The organism is Okeania sp. SIO2F5, assembly GCF_010692685.1.
GTDB lineage: Bacteria > Cyanobacteriota > Cyanobacteriia > Cyanobacteriales > Microcoleaceae > Okeania > Okeania hirsuta.
This window is the reverse complement of record NZ_JAAHGU010000030.1, coordinates 1-19746: the sequence shown is the minus strand read 5'-3', so window position 1 is coordinate 19746 and position 19746 is coordinate 1. Positions and strand designations below refer to the sequence as shown.

The following is a 19746-nucleotide window of genomic DNA, read 5'->3' as shown; positions in this document are numbered from 1 at the left end:
TGAATTTTTGGGGTTGCCTAATTATCAAGTAACTAATAAAAAGAAATATAATGAACTATCTTATCAGCAAATAGCTCCAAAAAACCGCTCAAATATTGCTGAATACTTTCAAGCTTATCATCAAAAATTAGAAGAATATTTAGGTAGAAAATTTAATTTGGAAATGAATGGTAACAAAGAACAAAAACAACATATATCCCTGTCTCAAGTCAAAGAAAAATTACATAAATATCAGTCTGAGTTAGAGCAAATTAAGTCAAAACTAGATTCCAAATCAATTTCCAAATCAAGGCAAACTTTTCAGGAAGTTGAAGAGAATGTAATTAACTCTTTTGTTCAATCATCAACAATAGTTGTTGAAAATTATGATGCAGACTCTTACCCAATATATGATGAATTATTTTGGGGGTATAAAATCGAAGACATTCAGGAAAACACTAACGATAAAAATACCATTAATATTTCTGGATGGGTATTAGGAAAAAAGAGTCCTGTAGTTGCTATAGAAATAGTGGAATTGAGTAGCATATTGAAAAAGATCTCTGTTAATCAGCTACGCCCTGATATAGCTAAACGTTATCCAGAAGCACCCCAAGTCAAAGAAATTGGTTTTAGTATAGACTTCCCAGTCAAGAAATTACGACCCAAATTTAATTGGCTAATACAAGCAGTATTTACTGATGAAACTCGAATGCCAATAGGTTGTATGCGGACTAACAATACTAAATCATTAAACATTAAAGCTACTCCTTTATTGACAAAAGAAGCTATCAAATTTTTAGAAAATTTCTTGAAGCAAAAACTTGATGCTAAAGTGCTGGAATTTGGCAGTGGAGGTTCTACTATATGGCTATCTAAGTTAACTAAAAATCTGACTTCTATTGAGCATGACGGTATGTGGTTTAACCAAGTTAAAGATCGGATTCAGAAGCAGAAAAATTGCCATCCAGTAGAGATGAAACTATTAGCAAGACCATATCATACAATATGCGAAAAGTTTCCTGCAGAATCTTTCGATCTAATTATTGTTGATGGTCGCGATCGAGTTAAATGTTTTGAAGCATCAATTAAACTTTTAAAACCAGGTGGAATATTAATGTTGGATGATGCACAAAGAGAAAGGTATCAACAAGCTCAAGATTTGTTAAAAGATTGGCAATTTACAAAAACAGTTAGCAATACTCGACATACTTATTGGTGGGAAAAGCCATTACAAGAAGCAATATATTTAGGAAAAAATCAATCAACTTTTGAGGAAAATGTAGTTATTGCTGATGTGTCAATAGCAAAAGAAGAAAATCGCCTCTTTCACATACATAATGCAATTTTTCAATCAATTAAGATTAGGCGTCAGACATGGGTTGGAGGTGTTGTTTTTCCTAAAGATATGCCAGAAAAATTTCGTCATCGACGTGGTAGTACTCTCAATAAAATATGGTATATAGACGAAGCAAAACCAGTCAATCAACCCAACAGTGTCATCCCGAATAATTCCAAATTTTATTCAGGTACATATATTTATGGAGGTAATTTTCAACCACACTTTGGACACGCTTTAACTGAAAGTATTCATCGCCTATGGGCATTCAATAGCAATATCCATGATGGCATTGTTTTTGCTACCAGAAAAAGTAGCAAGGGGATGAAATATACTCCGCCTCGATGGTTTATTCAAGCTTTAGAAATTTTAGAAATTCCTCTTGCTAAGTGTATTTTTGCCAACAATAATTGTACTTTTGAAAATCTGATTATTCCAGAACCTGGTAGTGAGTTATCAATAGGACTGAAGGAATGGTATCGCCCCTACTTAGAAAAGCAACAGCAAAGAATTTTTGATGCTACTCATCATTTGAGAAAAAACAAAAAAGAGTTAAAGCTTTTTCTAGGTCGAACTCATATACCTCTTAGTGGACATACTGCTGGTGAAAAATATCTGGAAAATCTGTTGGTTAATGAGGGCTATATTTCCTTAAAACCTGAAAATTATAATATACTCGAACAAATTTCTTATTTAATGAGTGCCAAAAAAATCATATTTAGTGAAGGGAGTGCTATTTATTCCTTGGAATTTATTAACTATTTAGATGCTGATATTGCCTGTCTTCCCAGAAGACCAGATAACCAACATTTTTATCCACATATTTATAGTAAGTGTCGCAACTATATTATTGCCGGAAATACTAATGATATATTACTATCAGGAATTTGGAGAAATGGTGTAATTGGTATCAAACAAACTCCCATAAATCAACATCCATACAAAGTAGTTGAATCATTAATAAACCATGATTTTGCTATGCTTAAATACTGGAAAGAAGAAGAGTTTTTTGCTCAGGAAAAAAGTGATATTATGGAGCATATATACCAGGTACACAACAAATTAGAAAAACCAGATAAACATCGTTATTTAGAGATTTTAGAAGGGTATTTACAGGTGCGTCCTAACCAAAATGAAAGTCTAAATACACTCAATCATATTATAGAAATGTATTTACAAGAGCGTAAAAATCAAAACGAAACTAGCAATACTCAGACTCATAGCAGAGTACTTCATAATAGTAGCGGTCGCCTCAATCAACTTGCTACAATTAATCAATCCTCTAACTATCTGGAAGTTGGAGTATATAAAGGGATGAATTTCAATGCAATTAATATTAAAAATAAAGTAGCAGTCGATCCCAAATTCAAATTCAATACTAATAGATATGCCACTAAAAATATAGTTTTTCTAGAAATTACTAGCGATGAATTTTTCAGAAATCATGCTAAAGATTTTCAGCCCTTCGATTTGATATACTTGGATGGTCTGCATACCTTTGAGCAAACTTTTCGCGACTTTTGTGCCTCTCTTTCTTTAGCTCATGGAAAGACTATTTGGTTAATTGATGATACTTGTCCGGGAAGTTATGCTCAAGCTCAAACATCATACCAAAATTGTGCAAGGTTAAAGGAGTTATCTCAAGAGAAAGGCACATCCTGTATGGGTGATGTGTTTAAAGTTGTTGCTGCTATCCATGATTTTTTTCCTCAGTTCAGTTTTGCAACTTTTCCTGATCGTGGGCAAACTGTTGTCTGGAATCAATGGAGAAAAGATTTTCAACCCAAATGGAATTCTTTAGAAACTATCAGTCGTCTAGAATATTTGGATTTTGTGGAACTACAGGAAACTTTATTTAAAAGAGAGTCATACGAGAATATTTTTGCAAGTATTAAATCTGCAATAAGTTAATCCTCTTCTACAATTAATTTCCTCTAAATAAAATAAATATTTGGATAATTTTTATGAACCAAAATAGAGAAAAGTGCCAATTAAGTATATGTGCAATTATGAAAAATGAAGGAGCATATTTATTAGAGTGGTTAGAATTTCATAAGTTAGTCGGTGTCGAAAGATTTTATTTATATAACAATAATAGTAGAGATAATACTGTCGAACTTATTAGTCCTTATGTAGATCGAGAAATAGTAGTATTCCATGATTGGCCTTTAAAAAGAGGTCAGCAAATGCAAGCATATATTCACTGTTTAGAAAACTATAAAACAGAAAGTGAATGGATAGCATTTATAGATTTAGATGAACTTTTGTTTCCTACAGAAAAAGATAATTTACAAGATATATTGGCAGAGTTTATTGACTATCCAGCAGTAGGAGTAAATTGGTTGAATTTTGGCCCATCAGGACATGAAAAACAACCGGAAGGGTTACAAATAGAAAATTATACTAGACGGTCAAAAGCTAGTTTTACAGCAAATAAACATATTAAATCTATTGTCAGACCGGAGAAAGTAATTGCTCCTTTAAATCCTCACGAATTTTCTTACATAGATGGGTTATTAGCAGTTACAGAAAATTATCAACAGATAAATGGATTCAAGTCTGAGACACATTCAGTAGAAAAACTGCGGATTAATCATTACACAACTCGTTCTAAAGAAGAGAGTAGAAAAAAAATGATGCGCGGTAGACCAACTACTCAGAAAAAGAGAGCTTGGTCTCATTTTGAAACAAGACATAAAATATTTGATAGAGTAAAAGATTTAACGATTCAAAGATTTATCCCTCAACTTAAAAAAAATATAGAAACTAATTTAATAAATTTCAAAGCTACAACAAAAATGGAAAACAATGCTCTAGTTAAAATCCTGAATATAAAATATTTAGAACCACTTCTCGAATGTTTGTGGGGATGTCAAATAAGTACACCAGCTATAGGAGAAGAAGTTAATACATACAGTATAGAAATTGCAGGTTGGGTTTTAGGAAAAAATTCTCCTGTCAAAACCTTGAAATTAATTAATCAAGGTAAAGTTATCCGCAAAGTCACTGTTAATAGAAATTCACCAGAAGCAAGAAAAATATATCCGGAAAATTCTCTGGCAAAAAGCTGTGGTTTTTCTACAATAGTGGGGTTAGCTGGATTGCCTCTAAAATCAGAAATAATAGTAGAAGCTATATTGCCAAATAAAACTCAAGTTGTCATAGCAACAATAGAATTTCAACGTTTAACTCCACTCACTTCTAGTTATCAAGCAACTTTACAACCATTAGCATTAACTTGTTTAGGACGTTCGGGAACAACCTGGCTGATGCGACTACTATCAGAACATCCAAATATTATTGTCAGTGGAGGTTATCCTTATGAAATACTAGCTGCTCAATATTGGATACATTTATTCAAGGTTATTTCAGAACCAGCTAATCCATTAGAATCTACTCCCAGATTACACTATTTTGCTAATAAATTAAATTGGATTGGTCATCATCCTTTCTACGATTTTTCTAATAATTATGAGAGCTTTTCATGGTTTGGAGTTGACTATACCCAACAAGCAGCAACTTTTTGCCAAGAAAGTATAGATAAATACTATCAAAACATAGCTCAAACTCAAGGAAAAACTGTCTCTTTACCCTCAGAAAAAATTACCTATTTTGCCGAGAAATATCATGCAAATTTTCCACATATTTTGCAAAGCTTATCGGAATTATATTCGGATTTTAGAGAAATTTTTCTAGTGAGAGATTTCCGAGATGTAGTTTGTTCGATGTTAGCTTTTAATGCTAAAAGAAGTAAGGATGGTTTTGGTTTGAAAAGACACAATAAACCAGAAGACTTTGTGCATGAATTTGGCAATAATTCTGTGAAACCTCTTTTGGAAAGATGGCGTGAATATTCTGGAGAAGTTCACTTAATACGCTATGAAGATTTAATTCGGTTTCCAGTAGAAACATTGAGTAGCACTTTTGAATATTTGGAGTTAGAAAATTCACTAGAAATAATTAATAAAATTATGGAAAAAGTTTCTCTAGATACAACTCAGCTAAAAAGACATCAAACAAGTTCTAATCCTGAAGCTTCTATTGATCGTTGGCAAGAGGAGTTGAGTCCAGAATTAAAAGCTGTATGTAATTATGTATTTGCAGAAGCATTGGAGGAGTTTGGTTATGCTAAAAACAGCGAGCTTCAGGCAACTACAATTCCAAATATTCAAAGAGATATACCTCAAAAGAAGAGTGAACTTATTAAGGAGTTAATTGTGCCAGTAGAAACTGGTGAAAATACAGAATATTTGGCAACATTAGGAAGGGTAGATAAAGTATTCATTGAAAGTCAATTATTACAAATAACTGGTTGGGTGTTTTTCCTAAATTCGATGCCAGTTACAGGTTTTAAAGTTTCAGTAGACAATACTCAAATAGATAATATTAATATTGAACAAATATTTGGTTTGCCTAGTCCTGGAGTTAAGAAAAATCACCCACGAATACAAGGTGCAGCAAAGGCTAGATTTAAGTTAAGAATACCTTTAAATCAAGACCAGATTGAAAAATCTAAAAACTGCTTAGTTGTTTTAACGCCAAAAACGAATGAGCTTGAAGGAAATATTTTGATTGGAGTATTAAATCCTAATTTCAAAGTGTTTCCAGGGGATGATATTAAGACATCTGAAAAAATATTTATTCAAGCTACCCATACTGGTTTGAAATGGTTAGGGTATTTGATTCAAAGAATAGGTCTTCAAGCAACAGATAGTATTCTTAATATTGGCTGTGGAGAAGATAATATTTATTATGGTTTGGTTTATTACTTAACACCTAGAGCGCGTTATGAAGGGATTGATTTTTCAGAAAAAGTAATTGATTGGGCACAGCAAGAAATTACTTCCAGAAAGCCTAACTTTAACTTTCAATACTATGATATTTATCATCCTATCTACAATACAAAGGGAACTATGCCTATGAGAGAATTTACATTGCCTTATCCAGAAGCAAGTTTTGATGTGATTTGTATTAGTAATCTTTTTACTCATTTGTCTAGTATCGATATGCGTCATTATCTGCATCAAATTCAGCGAGTTTTAAAAGTTGGAGGAAAGTGTTTATTTGCCTGTTTTTTAATTAATTCCGAATCTCAAAAATTGATTGTTGACGGCAAGAGTTCTCAAAATTTAGTCTATGAAATAGAAGATGGTTTTTGTTTAGATCCAGAATTGCCAGAAAAGACAATAGGCTTTCAAGAATCCCTACTAATTGATTGGATAAAAGAAAGTGGTTTAACTGTGATAGGGAAATATGATGGTTCATGGTGTGGACGTAAATCTTTTACTTATCAAGATTTGCTAATTGTAGAAAAAAAAACTGAACTTAAATCAAAGTTATCTAACTACCAGGTAGTATTAGAAAAATACAAGTATAAATTAGAAACACTTCAGGCAGAACTTGATTGATAAAAATATAAAATTAACGAAATTTAAGCACAATATTATTATTCAATATTTAACAGAAAAATGAGCCTGATAAATCAACCTCACCGACCAGAAGAAGTAAAGGCAAAAGTTATTTCGATTCATGTACCAAAAACTGCTGGTACAACATTTAAACAAGTTTTGAAGCAAATATATAATCTAGAAGAAATTTTCTTTGACTATCCAAACAGGGGACGTTTACGTAATAAAATGTTAATCAATCCCAAGCCAGAAGTTAAAGTAATTCATGGTCATTTCCCTAGTAGTAAATATGATTATAAATTTCCAGAGTTTAGAAAAATTATTTGGCTCAGAGACCCGATAAAACGGTTGATTTCTCTTTACTTTTTTTGGAAGACTTGGCAAATTTTATTAGAAAGTGATGAACAAAATTTATCACCGGTCAAAGAGTCTAATTTGACATTTATAGAATTCGCCGAAAAACCAGAGATGCAGAATGTAATTAAATCAAAATTTGTTCAAGAGCAAAAATTAACAGAATTTGACTTTGTCGGGATTCAAGAATTTTTTCCTGAAGATTTACATGAACTAAAATTAATACTAAACTGGCCAGACTATAAACTTGAAACCCAAAATACCAATCCCTATCCAGGGTACAAGTCATTATTAGAAGAAGTATTATCTAATCAAGAAATAGTAGATAAAATATCAACGATAAATGACGAAGATATAGAACTTTATAGAGAAGCAGTAAGTTTGCGGGAGACCTGGAGAAAAACATCAAAAATACAATACTACACTCAAGAAAATCTCAAAAGTTTATCATCTGGAAAACAACAAATTACCCAGAAAACAACAAAAATTAATCCTCTACTTACTTGGGGTTCTATAGACAGGGCCGTCATTCAAAATCAAGTGTTGCACTTATCTGGTTGGGTTGCCTCCCTTGATGCTGGTATGGTGGAAGGATTTAAAGTTGTTATTGGTAATCAAGTGTTTAGTTTTTTTGAACAAACTCTCAATATACCCAGTCCAGATGTAGAAAAGCTTCATCCTAATTTAGATAGTGCAAATAATGCTAGATTCCGTCTCAAAATACTTTTAAATCAACAGCAAATTAACCAATTAAAGTATTCATTAATTACTTTAACTCCTCAATTTAAGCTTGGTGAGGGTATAATTTTATTAAAGGTATTAACACCACTTTTGCCACTGCCTGAAGAGAAAGATATAAAAATAATTGATGTTGATGGAAGCGGTGAATTTATTCGTACTTCCTTCAAATTACTAGGAGATTTAATTCAGAGATTAGGTTTACAACACACAGACCATATTCTGGATGTTGGTTGTAATATTGGTACTGTTGCTTATGCCTTAGTTCATTATTTACAACCTTCTGGTCGTTACGAAGGTTTTGATATAGTAAAAAATTTGATTTCCTCCCTACAAAAGGAAATTACAACACGCAAACCTAACTTTAATTTTTATTGGCATAACATTCATCATCCTCTTTATAACCCCACTGGCAAAATATCAGCAATTAATTTTACTTTTCCTTATCCTGATGAAAGTTTTAACTGTGTTTGTATTTCTCATTTATTAATTCATTTACAAAGTCTGGAAGTTATGCACTATCTTGATGAAATATATCGAGTTTTGAAGCTTGGAGGGAGATGCTTATTAATTTGCTTTTTAATTAACTCAGAATCAGAACAGTTAATAGCTAAAGGCAAAAGTTCTCAACAGCTTATTTATGAGATAGAAGATGGTTTTACTAAAGATATTGATTTACCAGAGAGAGGGATTGGTTTTAGGGAAAATTTACTATTAAAGTGGATAAATGAACGAGGGTTTAATGTTCTAGAAAGATCTTATGGTTCTTGGTGTGGTCGGACTTCATCTGTTAAAGAAGATTTGTTAATTTTGGAAAAAAAATAGACTTCTTAAAGACTTTTTCAGCAAACCCTAAATAGATCCTAAATGGGTTCTCTATAAGGGAATGTGCGACCCCTCCACTACAAGCTAGAAGTCGGGCATTTAAACCCAAGCTTTTAGCGCGCTGATTCGCTGAGTACTGAAATGCTGATAAGTAGGTCGGTGTTGAAAATTATCGTTATGAAAAGGCAGGAGGCAGAGGGCAGAAGGCAGAAGGGAAGAGAGTTTTTGGCAAATTTACTTTTCGTTACTAACTTGCTGTTTTTTTGCACCGTTATACTTAGCTAGTTAATATCATTAGAGCAAAGATAATAAATAATATATAGCAAGTTCCACCTTGGTGAGGTACACTCATCGCGGGCAAGATGCCCGCACTGCAAAATTGAATTGTTAATATCTGCACTTCATATACTTGGAATCTGCTGTAAGACTATAATCAAAGTAATAAATTAACTAACATTTGCCCAATCTATCCAACCACTAACTGTTTACTAAAAAATAATTTAGCAGAATCTTATCAATATGGAAAAAGTTGAAATAGTACAGAAAAAAACGACACAACTAGCAGCAACTACAGGATTTTTAGACCAAGTAGCAATAGAAAATGAAACTGTTTGTTTAAGCGGATGGGTTCTTTCTTTCGAGCCTGAATCTGTCACTAATTTTAAGGTGTTATTTGACAGTCAACAATTATTAGGATTTGAATTAACTCAAGGTCTTCCTAGTCCTGGAGTAAAAAAAGCACATCCAAATATTTCTGCTGCTAATAATGCTCGGTTTATTATTAGATTGCCAATGAATAAACAGCAGCAACAACAATTTAAAGATGCTCTGATTATTTTAATTCCTCTAGTTGCCGACCGTGAAGGAGAACCTTTATTAAATGCAGTTAATCCGGCATTATCTGCTTTAGTTAAAACATCACAACCAAGTAATTTACCAACCAAAACTCCTCGAGTAGAACTTATTTCTGTTCATGTACCAAAAGCAGCCGGAACAGCTTTCAGACAGGTTTTATTACAGGTTTATGGAACTCAAGGAGTTCTGACAGATAAAACTAATATGTTTGAAGATAATATGCCAGCTACTATTCATTGGCAGACTAAAGTTATTGAGGGTCATTTTCGCGCGGGTAAATACGATAAGTTATTTCCTGAAACTAAGAGAATTACATGGTTAAGAGAACCTATCCACAGATTAATTTCTGATTACTGTTTTCGCCACATCTCGAATCCTACAAAGGAGTATCTAAATAAACAAGATTTATTGAAGTTTGCTGAAAATAACAGTAATCTTATGGCTTATTGTGTGAATGGTAAATCTCTGGATTATTTTGATTTTGTGGGGATTACAGAATATTTTGAAGAGGATTTACTGGCACTAAAAAATCTTCTTGGTTGGTCAGATTATCAAGTTATTTACCAAAACAGAAATCCTTATCCAGAATATCTTGAATTTCGGAAAGAGGTTTTATCAGACAAAAAATTAATGGATGAATTGGCAAATGCTAATAGTCAAGATATGGAACTTTATGCTGCAGCTTTAACATTACGAAACGAAGGAAGAAGGAAGAAGGAAGAAGGAAGAAGTGACATTAATTTACCAGCAGAAAATATAGTTAATAATCAAGGAAGAGGAAAGAAGGAGGAAGGCAAAATTGGAATTGATTTATCTGAAAAAAATGTAGTTGATTTTGATCCATCTACAGTGCCAGAAAAAACAAAATTATTAGCAACATTGGGTTCTCTGGATAAGGCAGAATTTGACCGTCAAGAATTATTGCTAATAGGTTGGGTAGTTTCTCGTAATTTAGAAGCAGTAAAAAGCTTTCAATTAACTATTGCAGATACTGAAATAGAAAATTTTGAAACTGCCTTAAATTTACCAAGTCCTGATGTGAGAAAATTACACCCCAATCTTAATCATTCTGACAAAGCAAGATTTCGTATCAAGGCATTTCTTAACCCAGAACAAATTTCACAATTCCAAAATGCTGAAATTGCTTTAACTCCTATATTTAAAGATGGTAAAGGTCAGGTTTTGTCTAAAGTAAAGGAAGGAAGAAGGAAGAAGGAAGAAGGAAGAAGTAATGAAGTCAGAAGTGAACAAGAAGTTAGAAGTGAGGAAGAAGGCAAAAGTGGAATTGATTTACCTGAAAAAAATGTAGTTGATTTGGAGCCATATACAGTGCCAGAAAAAACAAAACCATTAATTTTTTCTGAAGCACCCATAGTTCAAGAACAACCAAAATTCATTTCACCAATTGAACCAATTACAACAACGGGTCATCTAGAGCGAGTAGCAAAAGCCAATCAAAAATTAATCATATCTGGATGGGTAGGTTCTTACAATTTTGGTTCTGTAGAAAGCTTTAAAGTTTTCATTGGCAGTCAAGAATTTACTTCTTTTCAACAAAAATTAGGTCTGCCTAGCCCAGATGTTGCAAAAGTTAGAACTAAGCTTAATAATGCTGAAAATGCTAGATTTAGTCTGGAAATATCTCTGACAAAGGCACAACTTCAAAACTGTCAAAATACTCTAATTACTCTAACTCCAATATTTCAAGGGAAAGAGGGAGAAATTATGTTTCAACTCTTTAATCCATCACTGCCAATTCCTAACGATAAATATATAGAAGGAAAAGAAATTAATTTTATCCAAAGAAGCTGCAAATTTTTAGGTGACTTTATCCAAAGAGTAGGTCTTCAACCCACTGCTGAAGTTTTGGAAATTGGCTGTGGAGTCGGAAATATTGCTTATGGTTTAGCCTATTATTTAAAATCTCCAGGTCGTTATGAAGGGAATGACTTCTCTGAGGAATTAATATCTTGGGCACAACAAAATATTAGTAGCCATAAACCACATTTCAATTTCCGTCAGATAGACTCAGATTTGAAACTTACCTATGACGACAAAAGTTTTGATTTTGTCTTTATCGGTTCCAGATTTACTCAGGTAGGTGGGAGTAAGATTCGTGATTATTTAGATGAAATTTATCGAGTTTTAAAACCAGATGGTCGTCTCTTATTCCAATGTTTCTTAGTTAACCATGAGTCAAAACAATTAATATCTGAAGGTAAGAGTTCTCAACCTCTTGTTCATAGAGTTCAGGAAGGTTTTACTAAAGACCTAAATTCACCAGAAAAAGGAATGGGTTTTCTGGAGTCTTTGTTGTTGGAGTGGGTGACTAATGCTGGTTTCAATTTATTAGGAAAATATTATGGTTCTTGGTGTGGACGAGTGGGTAAGAGAAGTTATCCAGATATGGTAATTATTGAGAAGGAAGAAGTCGGAGTAAAGAGGGAAAAAATTGAGAGTTTAGTTAAAGAAGAAACAGGAAATAAGCAGTCAGAAAATTTACAAAACTTGGAAAAAATAGATAGCGATCGCTCTGAGGTTTTGCAGAATAATTTACCATCAGAATCTACTTTAAAAATTACTCCTGAGTCTAAGTATTCTGTATCTCCTTTACTGGCGGAAATAATCGCAGACTTGGAGAAATCGCAAATAGAAATCCAAGAAATTCAAGCCGATTTAGAAAAGTTCAAATCTCAAAAGGAAGATATTTCTGTCAAGAGTCTATTTCCTGTAGAACCAGATATTTCAACTACGGCAAAAAAAAACTTCTGACTAAACCCTTAGAAGAAGTTACTCAAAAGTCAAAAATTCCTACCCCCCCGCCCAAACAAAAACAGGAATTATTGGGTTTATCCGGAGTAACAGTTGATAAATTCTGGAAAATTATCTTAGCAGAAGGAAGAAGGAAGAAGGAAGAAGGAAGAAGGGATTTTTCTGATATAGAAGGAAGAAGGAAGAAGGAAGAAGGAAGAAGATATTTTTCTGATATAGAAGCAAGAAGGAAAGAGGAAGAAGGAAGAAGGAAGGAGGAAGAAGGAAAAAGGGATTTTTCTGAATCTTTGATAGAAGGAAGAAGAGAATACTCTAAACCTTCTATTAGTATTCTTACTCCAACGTGGAATTCATCTTTAGATTGGTTTGTGGAAACCGTTTTAAGTGTTCTTAACCAATCTATACCTAACTGGGAATGGTGTATTGTTGATGATGGCTCGAAACAACCAGAAATTAGAAATGTTCTTGCAGGTTTGGCAGAAAAAGAACCCAGAATTAAAGTTCTCTTTTCAGAAGATAATGGTGGAATTAGTGCTGCTACAAATAAAGCTCTAAATATGGCTACAGGAGAATATATTTGTTTATTAGACCATGATGATACTCTGGATCCCACAGCATTAGAAGATAGTCTAAATAAACTGGCAGAAGGATTTGATGTGGTTTATTCCGATGAAGATAAAATTGATTTTTCTGGGTTAAATTATATCGTTCCATTCTTTAAACCTGACTGGTCTCCTGAATATTTTCGTGGTGTTATGTATGTCGGTCATTTATTATGCGTCCGTCGAGAAATAGCTTTAACTGCTGGTGGTTTTAAGAGCGAATTTGATGGAGTACAAGACTATGAGTTTATGTTACGAGTTTCCGAACAAACTAATAAAATTGCTCATATTTCTCGACACCTTTATCATTGGCGACAAGTTAAAGGAAGTATTTCTGGAGATGCCGATGCTAAAGCAGGTATTGAAGTAGTACAACAAGCTGCTGTTAATTCTCATTTACAAAGAATTGGTTTAGCTGCAAAAGCAGAACCAGGTTTAGGTAAACATCGGATAAATATTAATCCTTTGCCTAGAAATAATCATCCTTTGATTAGTCTAATTATTGCTGCTCCTAATCTTTCAGAAAATATTGATAAATGGTCGCAAAATCTTTTATCTGTTTCAACTTATCCCAAAAATGAAGTAATTTTAGTTGGTGGGGAAAAAACAGAAAATATTATCCAAAATTCTGCGGTGAAAGTTTTAAATCTATCAGGGCAATTTAATTATTCTCGTGCTTATAATCTAGCTGCCAAAACAGCCCAAGGAGAATATTTTATTTTCCTCAATACTAATTTGGAAGTTGTTACTGAAGATTGGCAACGACATCTTTTATATTACGCAGAACAATCTGATATTGGCGCCGTGGGAGGACTATTAATTTTCCCGGATGGAATTGTTGAACACGCAGGTATTGTATTAGGAAAATCTGGAAAAGTTGATTATGTAATGCGAGGTTTTCCCTCTAATCATGATGGTTATGCAGGTTCTTTAGTTTGTGCAAGAGAAGTATCTGCTATAAGTCGAGATTGTTTGATGGTGAGTAGGCAAAATTTTGAAATGATTGGAGGTTTTAATGAACACTTTTTCTCCGATTATCAAGATGTTGATTTGTGTTTAAAGTTGAGGAAAAATGGCAAGCGAATAGTATTTACTCCCCGTAGTGTTTTAATTAATCATCAATCAGAAAAACACAGACAAAGAAATTATGATGTGGTTGATTATATGCTGCTATTAGACCAACGGCAAATTTATATGGATTTGGGCGACCCATATTACAATCTCAATTTTGATATTCAACTTAGCGATTATACTGTTGCTTTGTAGCTGATAAACCTACTTTTTACTCATCAGTTACCCATTTGTTATCTATTTTTAAAACTCCCTCTTGATAATCAACCATGGTAACTGCTGCCAGAGTTTCAATCCACACAGTGGCACCACAACTATGAGGTTTATTTGGTTGGTACACAATCCGACAGGGGCCGTGAATTTCAGCTTCATGGCCAGTCGCTAAATTGCTGCTGCCTTCTTTGACCGAAAGAATGGTTAAATCAGTATTTTTCTTGGTTGTATTAATTCCAATGTGGTTGCGATTAAAATGAACTGTGTTCTTGCCACAGCGCTGATGGGAACACCAACGTGGTTTAGGGCCTTTTCTTTTGCGGTGGATTCTTGGCATTCCTTGATGTAGGGGGATTACCCAAGCCCGATTATTGATTTTTCTGGCCCCTTGTATGCGGCCTTCCTTTAGTAGTACTCGTACTCTTTGAGTAGATATGCTTAAAAGACTCGCTGCTTCTGTGGTGCTGACAAACATGATTTTTTCTATTGCGACTATAGCAATAGTACATTAGACAGCTTAAATTGTAGTGAGTGGGATGAAAAAATTTACTGGAGGTATAGGAAAGTGTGAAAATGAGAAAATGATTTTCCAGATAGATTATAGATACTCGCAGCTTAAAATCTGTGGCCCAAGACAGATGATAGAAAGGAGAGTAGCTTGAAAAGAAATTCAAAATTCCTCTGATACTAAATCTGGCTACTAAATCCGGCGATCGCGGAGCGTGGTGTCAGCCTATCGTTATTGTTTGGTTAGGAGGGTAAAGCAGCAGGTGCTAGAAGTTCTAAAGGCTTAAGGGTTAGGGCAGCGCCCAAAAATTAATTTTTTAGGAAGCTCAAATAAAGGATAGGACTTGTCTTTATACAAATAACTTTAGGCAGTAGTAGACTGACATAGCTAAAACTGTGCAATAGATTTTTGTTTCTAGGTGTCTTTTTCTCCCCACACTTCTCATCTAGCGCACCATTTAAGGTGTGTCAGTTCACTACTTGACTATTAATAACAACTTCTTCCTGCTATGCTGTTGGCAGAATTGTAAGATGTTGTCTCAAGAACAGAACCAAAAGTTCCATTTGAAAATTCTTCCTTTTTCAAAGTCTGTTGACGCAAAGTATATTCAGCAACACCATTATATAAAGTCCAAGAAGAAGAGTATTTGTCGAGACGGCTATTTGAAACCGTTGTTGTGCTACGTACACCACCAAATCTATCGCCAAAAAAATCCTGCACTCTAACAACGGTTTTTTGACCATCGTAGAACATATATGATGCTCTGTTTGTTTTTTCGTCCCAGTCCCAACCAAGAATACTGTCACTATTTGAAATTTTAACAGTATGTAATTTTCTCTCAAATCCTCTTTCTGGAGTAAATTTCTCTACAATTACTTGTGATACTTGACCATTAAAGATGACATAACTAGCGATTGTTCCACCTTTATAGCTCCAACCACGAACAGAACGAGAGCTAGATATAGTATAAGTCTTACCACCAGAATATAGTTGAGAGGTATTTCCTGAATAAAAAACTTCAGTACAACTTTGTTGAGCAAAAGCTGTTTCAGAAGATAATAAGGAAACTCCAAATAACACAAAACTTGGAATTAGTTTCAAGAAAGTTCTCAATTTTTTTGTCATATTATTACCTTATTTATTTACTCTTTTTACCCTGTAATTACCCATCTCATACAATTCTAATTCCCTCATTTTCATATCTACAAGCCGGAAAAGGACGGATAAAAACGGAGGTTTTATTAAAAAAATATTAAAAGGACGGATAATGAAGGATAATAGCGGATAAGCTATTCAGAAGAATTAATTGTAAGATAATGGACTGGCAAGCAGTTTTAAATTCAATTGATGAGTTAGTCTTTCAGCAAACGGGAAAACACCTCAATAATCTACAAATGGGAATTTTAAAAGGTGTTCTGAATAACGAAAAATATAGAGAAATTGCAGAACAATATAAATGTTCTAATGGTCATGTTAAGGATGAAGGATACGAACTCTGGCAAGTTTTATCAGAAATTTTTGGAGAAAAGTTAAATAAGTCAAATTTTATTGCTACAGTCGAACGTTTAGGATTTGCAAATTATCATTCTCGGTTATTTAATCCAGTACAAATTGGCAATCTCAATCTTTGCTCTAATTCCGAAACAGCAGAATTAGAAAATAGTAATGCTGCAAATACTCAATCAAATTACAAAAAGACAACCTCTTGCCAACCCATCGTTGAAAATGTTTTGTACGCAACTAAATTAAATACTGTTTCTAAATTAATCAAACTCGGTTTAACAGCAGAGCAAGTTGCTGAAGTGGTAGATTTACCATTAAATGAAGTACAACAACTAATGGAATAAATTTGTCAGTTTGATAAGTCAGGCAAGTTTAGCGATCGCCTCTCATTCATCTAAAATCTTTTTATCAGGATCTCTCTCCTTACCAAAAAATGAGGTCCAAAGCCTCCCCTTTTAAGGGGATGAAAAAGCGGTCGAGGGATGGCGAGGTCCCCTCGCCATATCCAATCGACCAAGAGAATATTCAATCCAGTATTTTCAAGCCTCCGGCTTTAGTGGTCGGTACTGATAACTGATAACTGATAACTGAAATGACCCCCCTTTTTTTTAAGGATGAGTAGTATATTATGTTTACTTCAGTAGGGCAAACAACAAAAGCTGACGGCTCATAGCTAATTAGCTTATTGACTTACATTTACTAAAAAATCAGATATTCAAAGATATAGTTTTGATGAAAAATATTTTATTTGTCCTGTACGAAGATTTTCATTCTAATAGTGCCCTTCATGTGCATCATTTTGCTAATAATTTAGTTAAATTGGGTTTTGATTGTGTGGTGGCTGTTCCTAGAAATAAACAGACTGTTTCTCAAGTGGGAGAACATTTAACACATTTATATAATGTGACAGAATATGGTGAATTTTATCGGCTGAATAAATTATTTGAAAATCAGCAAGGTCCGGATGTAGTTCATGTTTGGACTCCGAGAGAAGTTACGCGAAATTATTGTCATAAACTCCGGAAAGCCTATGATTTTAAATTAGTAATTCACTTAGAAGATAATGAAGAATATGTCCTGGAAAAATATTTAAACAAACCTTTTAAAGAAATAGCTAATGCTAATGGGTCTCTCGCAATTCCAGATAATGTTTCTCATCCCCAGAAATATCGCGAGTTTCTAGCAAGTGCCGATGGAGTGACAGTAATTATTGAAAGGTTAAAAGAATTTGTGCCGAATAATGTACCGAGTTTAGTTTTATGGCCTGGTGTAGAAACCGAGTATTTTTATCCCAGAAATCCCAATCCAGAAATAGTAAAAAAGTTTAATATTCCTGAAAATACTTTAGTTTTTTCCTACACCGGAAATGTTCATGCTGCTAATACTCATGAGGTGAGAAGTTTGTATTTAGCTGTAGCAATGTTGAACCGAGAAAGTAAACCTGCAGTGTTAGTTAGAACAGGTAGAGATTTCTGTAATTTTTTGGGGGATGATGATAATTGGGCGCGGAAATATGCCATTGAATTAGGATATGTAGACCGGAGTTTAATGCCAGAAATTTTGGCTTTGGCAGATGTGTTAATTCAACCAGGTAGACCAGATAAATTTAATGATTATCGTTTCCCCTGTAAATTACCAGAATTTTTGGCAATGGGTAAACCTGTAATTTTGCCTGGGACTAATATTGGTTTGGTGATGGAAAATGAGAAAGATGCTTTGGTTTTACCTATGGTTGATGCAGTGAATATTGTTGAGTCGGTGGGTAAGTTGTTTGAGGATAACTTTTTATATAAACAACTAAGTGAAGGTGCAATTAATTTTGCTAAAACTCATCTAAATTGGCAGAAAAATACAGAATTATTGAAATCTTTTTATGAAGAGATTGGGTAGTTTAGTGTCATTTAACTTATTCAACTAGATTTCCTGACTCAAAGATCATCGAATATTAGGAATTTGAGCGAAAAGGAAGAGTAGAAAATTTTCATCCTGTAAAGCTCCAAAACATAATATGCTTGTTCTTTCCCTTATCAAATCTTTCCATCCATTGTTCCTCAACAGAAAAATACAAACAATTTCATTTTATAAACTTCTATTAAAAATCGGCATCTCAAAGGAATTTCGGTTGCATTCCCACAAAAATTTTGATATGGTAAAAACTGAGGTAGTTTTCTTGCTCATGCACATGAGTTTTTATTCAACTAAAAACAATATCGTTTCACAGCGATCGCGAATGTTGTAGAAAGGAAAATAAATCTAGAATAGAAGGTATTTCTTAACAGAATAAACCCATAAGCAAAGAAAATATAATTTTTTTTAAGAATCCACAAACTGCCAAAATTATTAAATGATAATTATGTATACAAATTCAAAAACTCAATCTAGTTGAAAATTAACTTTTATAGAAATTTTCACAACCAATTGAATTGAGAATTGCTATATTTTTTCCTAATCAAAAATAGGAGATAAGAACAAATGCCAAATCCAGTCAATATAAATGCTGAATTAGACACAAACGATCTGATTTTTAGATCCCCAGCAGGGGGGGTGACAAGAGCTGATGAATACGATCTAGACCTGAGCGGAGCAATAATTAGGTCAACCAATAACCATTTTTCTGACAGCATAAAATTCAAATCAATACGATACTTTTTGGCAAATTATTGATGCTAATACAGGTAATGTTTTAGCAGATTCAGATGATCATGGTAGCGGTCGTAACTCATTGATTCAGCAGGGTCAACCAACAAATGGAGGTGGTTATGACAATTCAGCAATTCCTAATGAATTATTTATTCAGGGTGGTCGTGACTATAAAATTCGCGTTACCAGTTTTGGCACGTTAAATCAACCAGGAAGCTATCCCTATTTTCTACAAGTTTCTGTCCCTCAAGGTGACATTGATGTAACTCCCAGAGGTAGTGATTTTAATGGAGAAGTTCAAACAGGAAGCGTTATTAATATTAATGGTGAATTAAACGAAGACGATTTTACTTTCCCATCACCTAGTAATAGTGGCAATACTCTAGTTGATGAATATAGATTAGAATTTCAAGTGCCAGGGCAACTCGTAAATGTTGCTGCCAGTACCAATGATTCTGGTTTCGAGCCTTACTTGGAAGTTATTATGCCCAGACTAGTACTGTCGTTGATTTTGACAATAATAACGGTGGTGGAGTTAACCCACTACTAAACTTACCCAAACTTATCCAAATGAGATTTGAGCTTTGGAGTTAGCTTCCTGCTTCTGTGAGAACCACTGACCGCAGTCTTTAACTTATTTTCTCCACAGGCTTAAAATCGCTTGAAACTCAAGCTACTGATACATACAGCGGTTTTCATATGAATAAACCACAATGTTCAAACCAACCCATGGCATCATCTTCAGTAATTTGAGCGATGTAGCTGCCGCCTCACGGGGTAAAAAGGTAGCTGAAAGCTATATATAGAGATGAACTCATCGAATAAGCTGAATAATACTTCAACTAAAAGAGAAGCATTATTGAGAATAGATGGAGGTGTGGTGCGATCGCACCACACCCCACACAGTAGGTTGATTATTTATTCATTAAAGCAATTTTT

The 19746-nt window shown here is 33.7% G+C and carries 11 protein-coding genes; 9 read left to right on the top strand and 2 right to left on the bottom strand.

Annotated elements, in window-relative coordinates; translation table 11 throughout:
* The first annotated feature begins 7 nt into the window (after positions 1–7).
* From F6K27_RS12835 to F6K27_RS12815, 5 genes are all read left to right on the top strand, one after another.
* Complete coding sequence (locus F6K27_RS12835; RefSeq protein ID WP_287276575.1) at positions 8–3229, top strand: class I SAM-dependent methyltransferase; 3222 nt, start codon at positions 8–10, stop codon at positions 3227–3229.
* A gap of 53 nt (positions 3230–3282) precedes the next feature.
* Complete coding sequence (locus tag F6K27_RS12830) at positions 3283–6726, top strand: glycosyltransferase family 92 protein (RefSeq protein ID WP_287276573.1); 3444 nt, start codon at positions 3283–3285, stop codon at positions 6724–6726.
* A 60-nt stretch (positions 6727–6786) separates the two neighbouring features.
* Positions 6787–8643, top strand: coding sequence for a sulfotransferase family 2 domain-containing protein (locus tag F6K27_RS12825; RefSeq protein WP_287276571.1), 1857 nt, complete (start codon positions 6787–6789; stop codon positions 8641–8643).
* A gap of 519 nt (positions 8644–9162) precedes the next feature.
* Complete coding sequence (locus F6K27_RS12820) at positions 9163–12270, top strand: methyltransferase domain-containing protein (RefSeq protein ID WP_287276569.1); 3108 nt, start codon at positions 9163–9165, stop codon at positions 12268–12270.
* Between the two features lie 71 nt (positions 12271–12341).
* Positions 12342–14138 carry a glycosyltransferase gene (locus F6K27_RS12815; protein ID WP_287276568.1) on the top strand — a complete coding sequence of 599 codons (1797 nt, stop codon included), beginning with the start codon at positions 12342–12344 and terminating at the stop codon, positions 14136–14138.
* A 16-nt stretch (positions 14139–14154) separates the two neighbouring features.
* Here F6K27_RS12815 and F6K27_RS12810 read toward each other — a convergent pair whose 3' ends face one another.
* Together F6K27_RS12810 and F6K27_RS12805 are read right to left on the bottom strand one after the other, a co-directional pair.
* On the bottom strand, positions 14155–14631 hold the full coding sequence (locus F6K27_RS12810) for a helix-turn-helix domain-containing protein (RefSeq protein WP_287276566.1): 477 nt from the start codon (positions 14629–14631) through the stop codon (positions 14155–14157).
* 519 nt (positions 14632–15150) lie between these two features.
* Positions 15151–15789, bottom strand: a complete 639-nt coding sequence (locus F6K27_RS12805; RefSeq protein WP_287276565.1) for a hypothetical protein — start codon at positions 15787–15789, stop codon at positions 15151–15153.
* 191 nt (positions 15790–15980) lie between these two features.
* Here F6K27_RS12805 and F6K27_RS12800 point away from each other — a divergent pair, with 191 nt between their 5' ends.
* The 4 genes from F6K27_RS12800 to F6K27_RS12785 all read left to right on the top strand — a co-directional run bounded on the left by F6K27_RS12800 (position 15981) and on the right by F6K27_RS12785 (position 19357).
* Positions 15981–16511 carry a hypothetical protein gene (locus tag F6K27_RS12800; protein WP_287276564.1) on the top strand — a complete coding sequence of 177 codons (531 nt, stop codon included), beginning with the start codon at positions 15981–15983 and terminating at the stop codon, positions 16509–16511.
* Between the two features lie 388 nt (positions 16512–16899).
* Complete coding sequence (locus F6K27_RS12795; RefSeq protein ID WP_287276563.1) at positions 16900–18057, top strand: glycosyltransferase; 1158 nt, start codon at positions 16900–16902, stop codon at positions 18055–18057.
* 582 nt (positions 18058–18639) lie between these two features.
* Positions 18640–18831: a hypothetical protein gene (locus F6K27_RS12790; RefSeq protein ID WP_287276562.1), complete on the top strand. Its 192-nt coding sequence runs from the start codon at positions 18640–18642 to the stop codon at positions 18829–18831.
* Between the two features lie 58 nt (positions 18832–18889).
* Entirely contained in the window at positions 18890–19357 is a 468-nt protein-coding gene (locus tag F6K27_RS12785; protein WP_287276561.1) for a hypothetical protein, read from the top strand.
* The last annotated feature ends 389 nt before the right edge of the window (positions 19358–19746 follow it).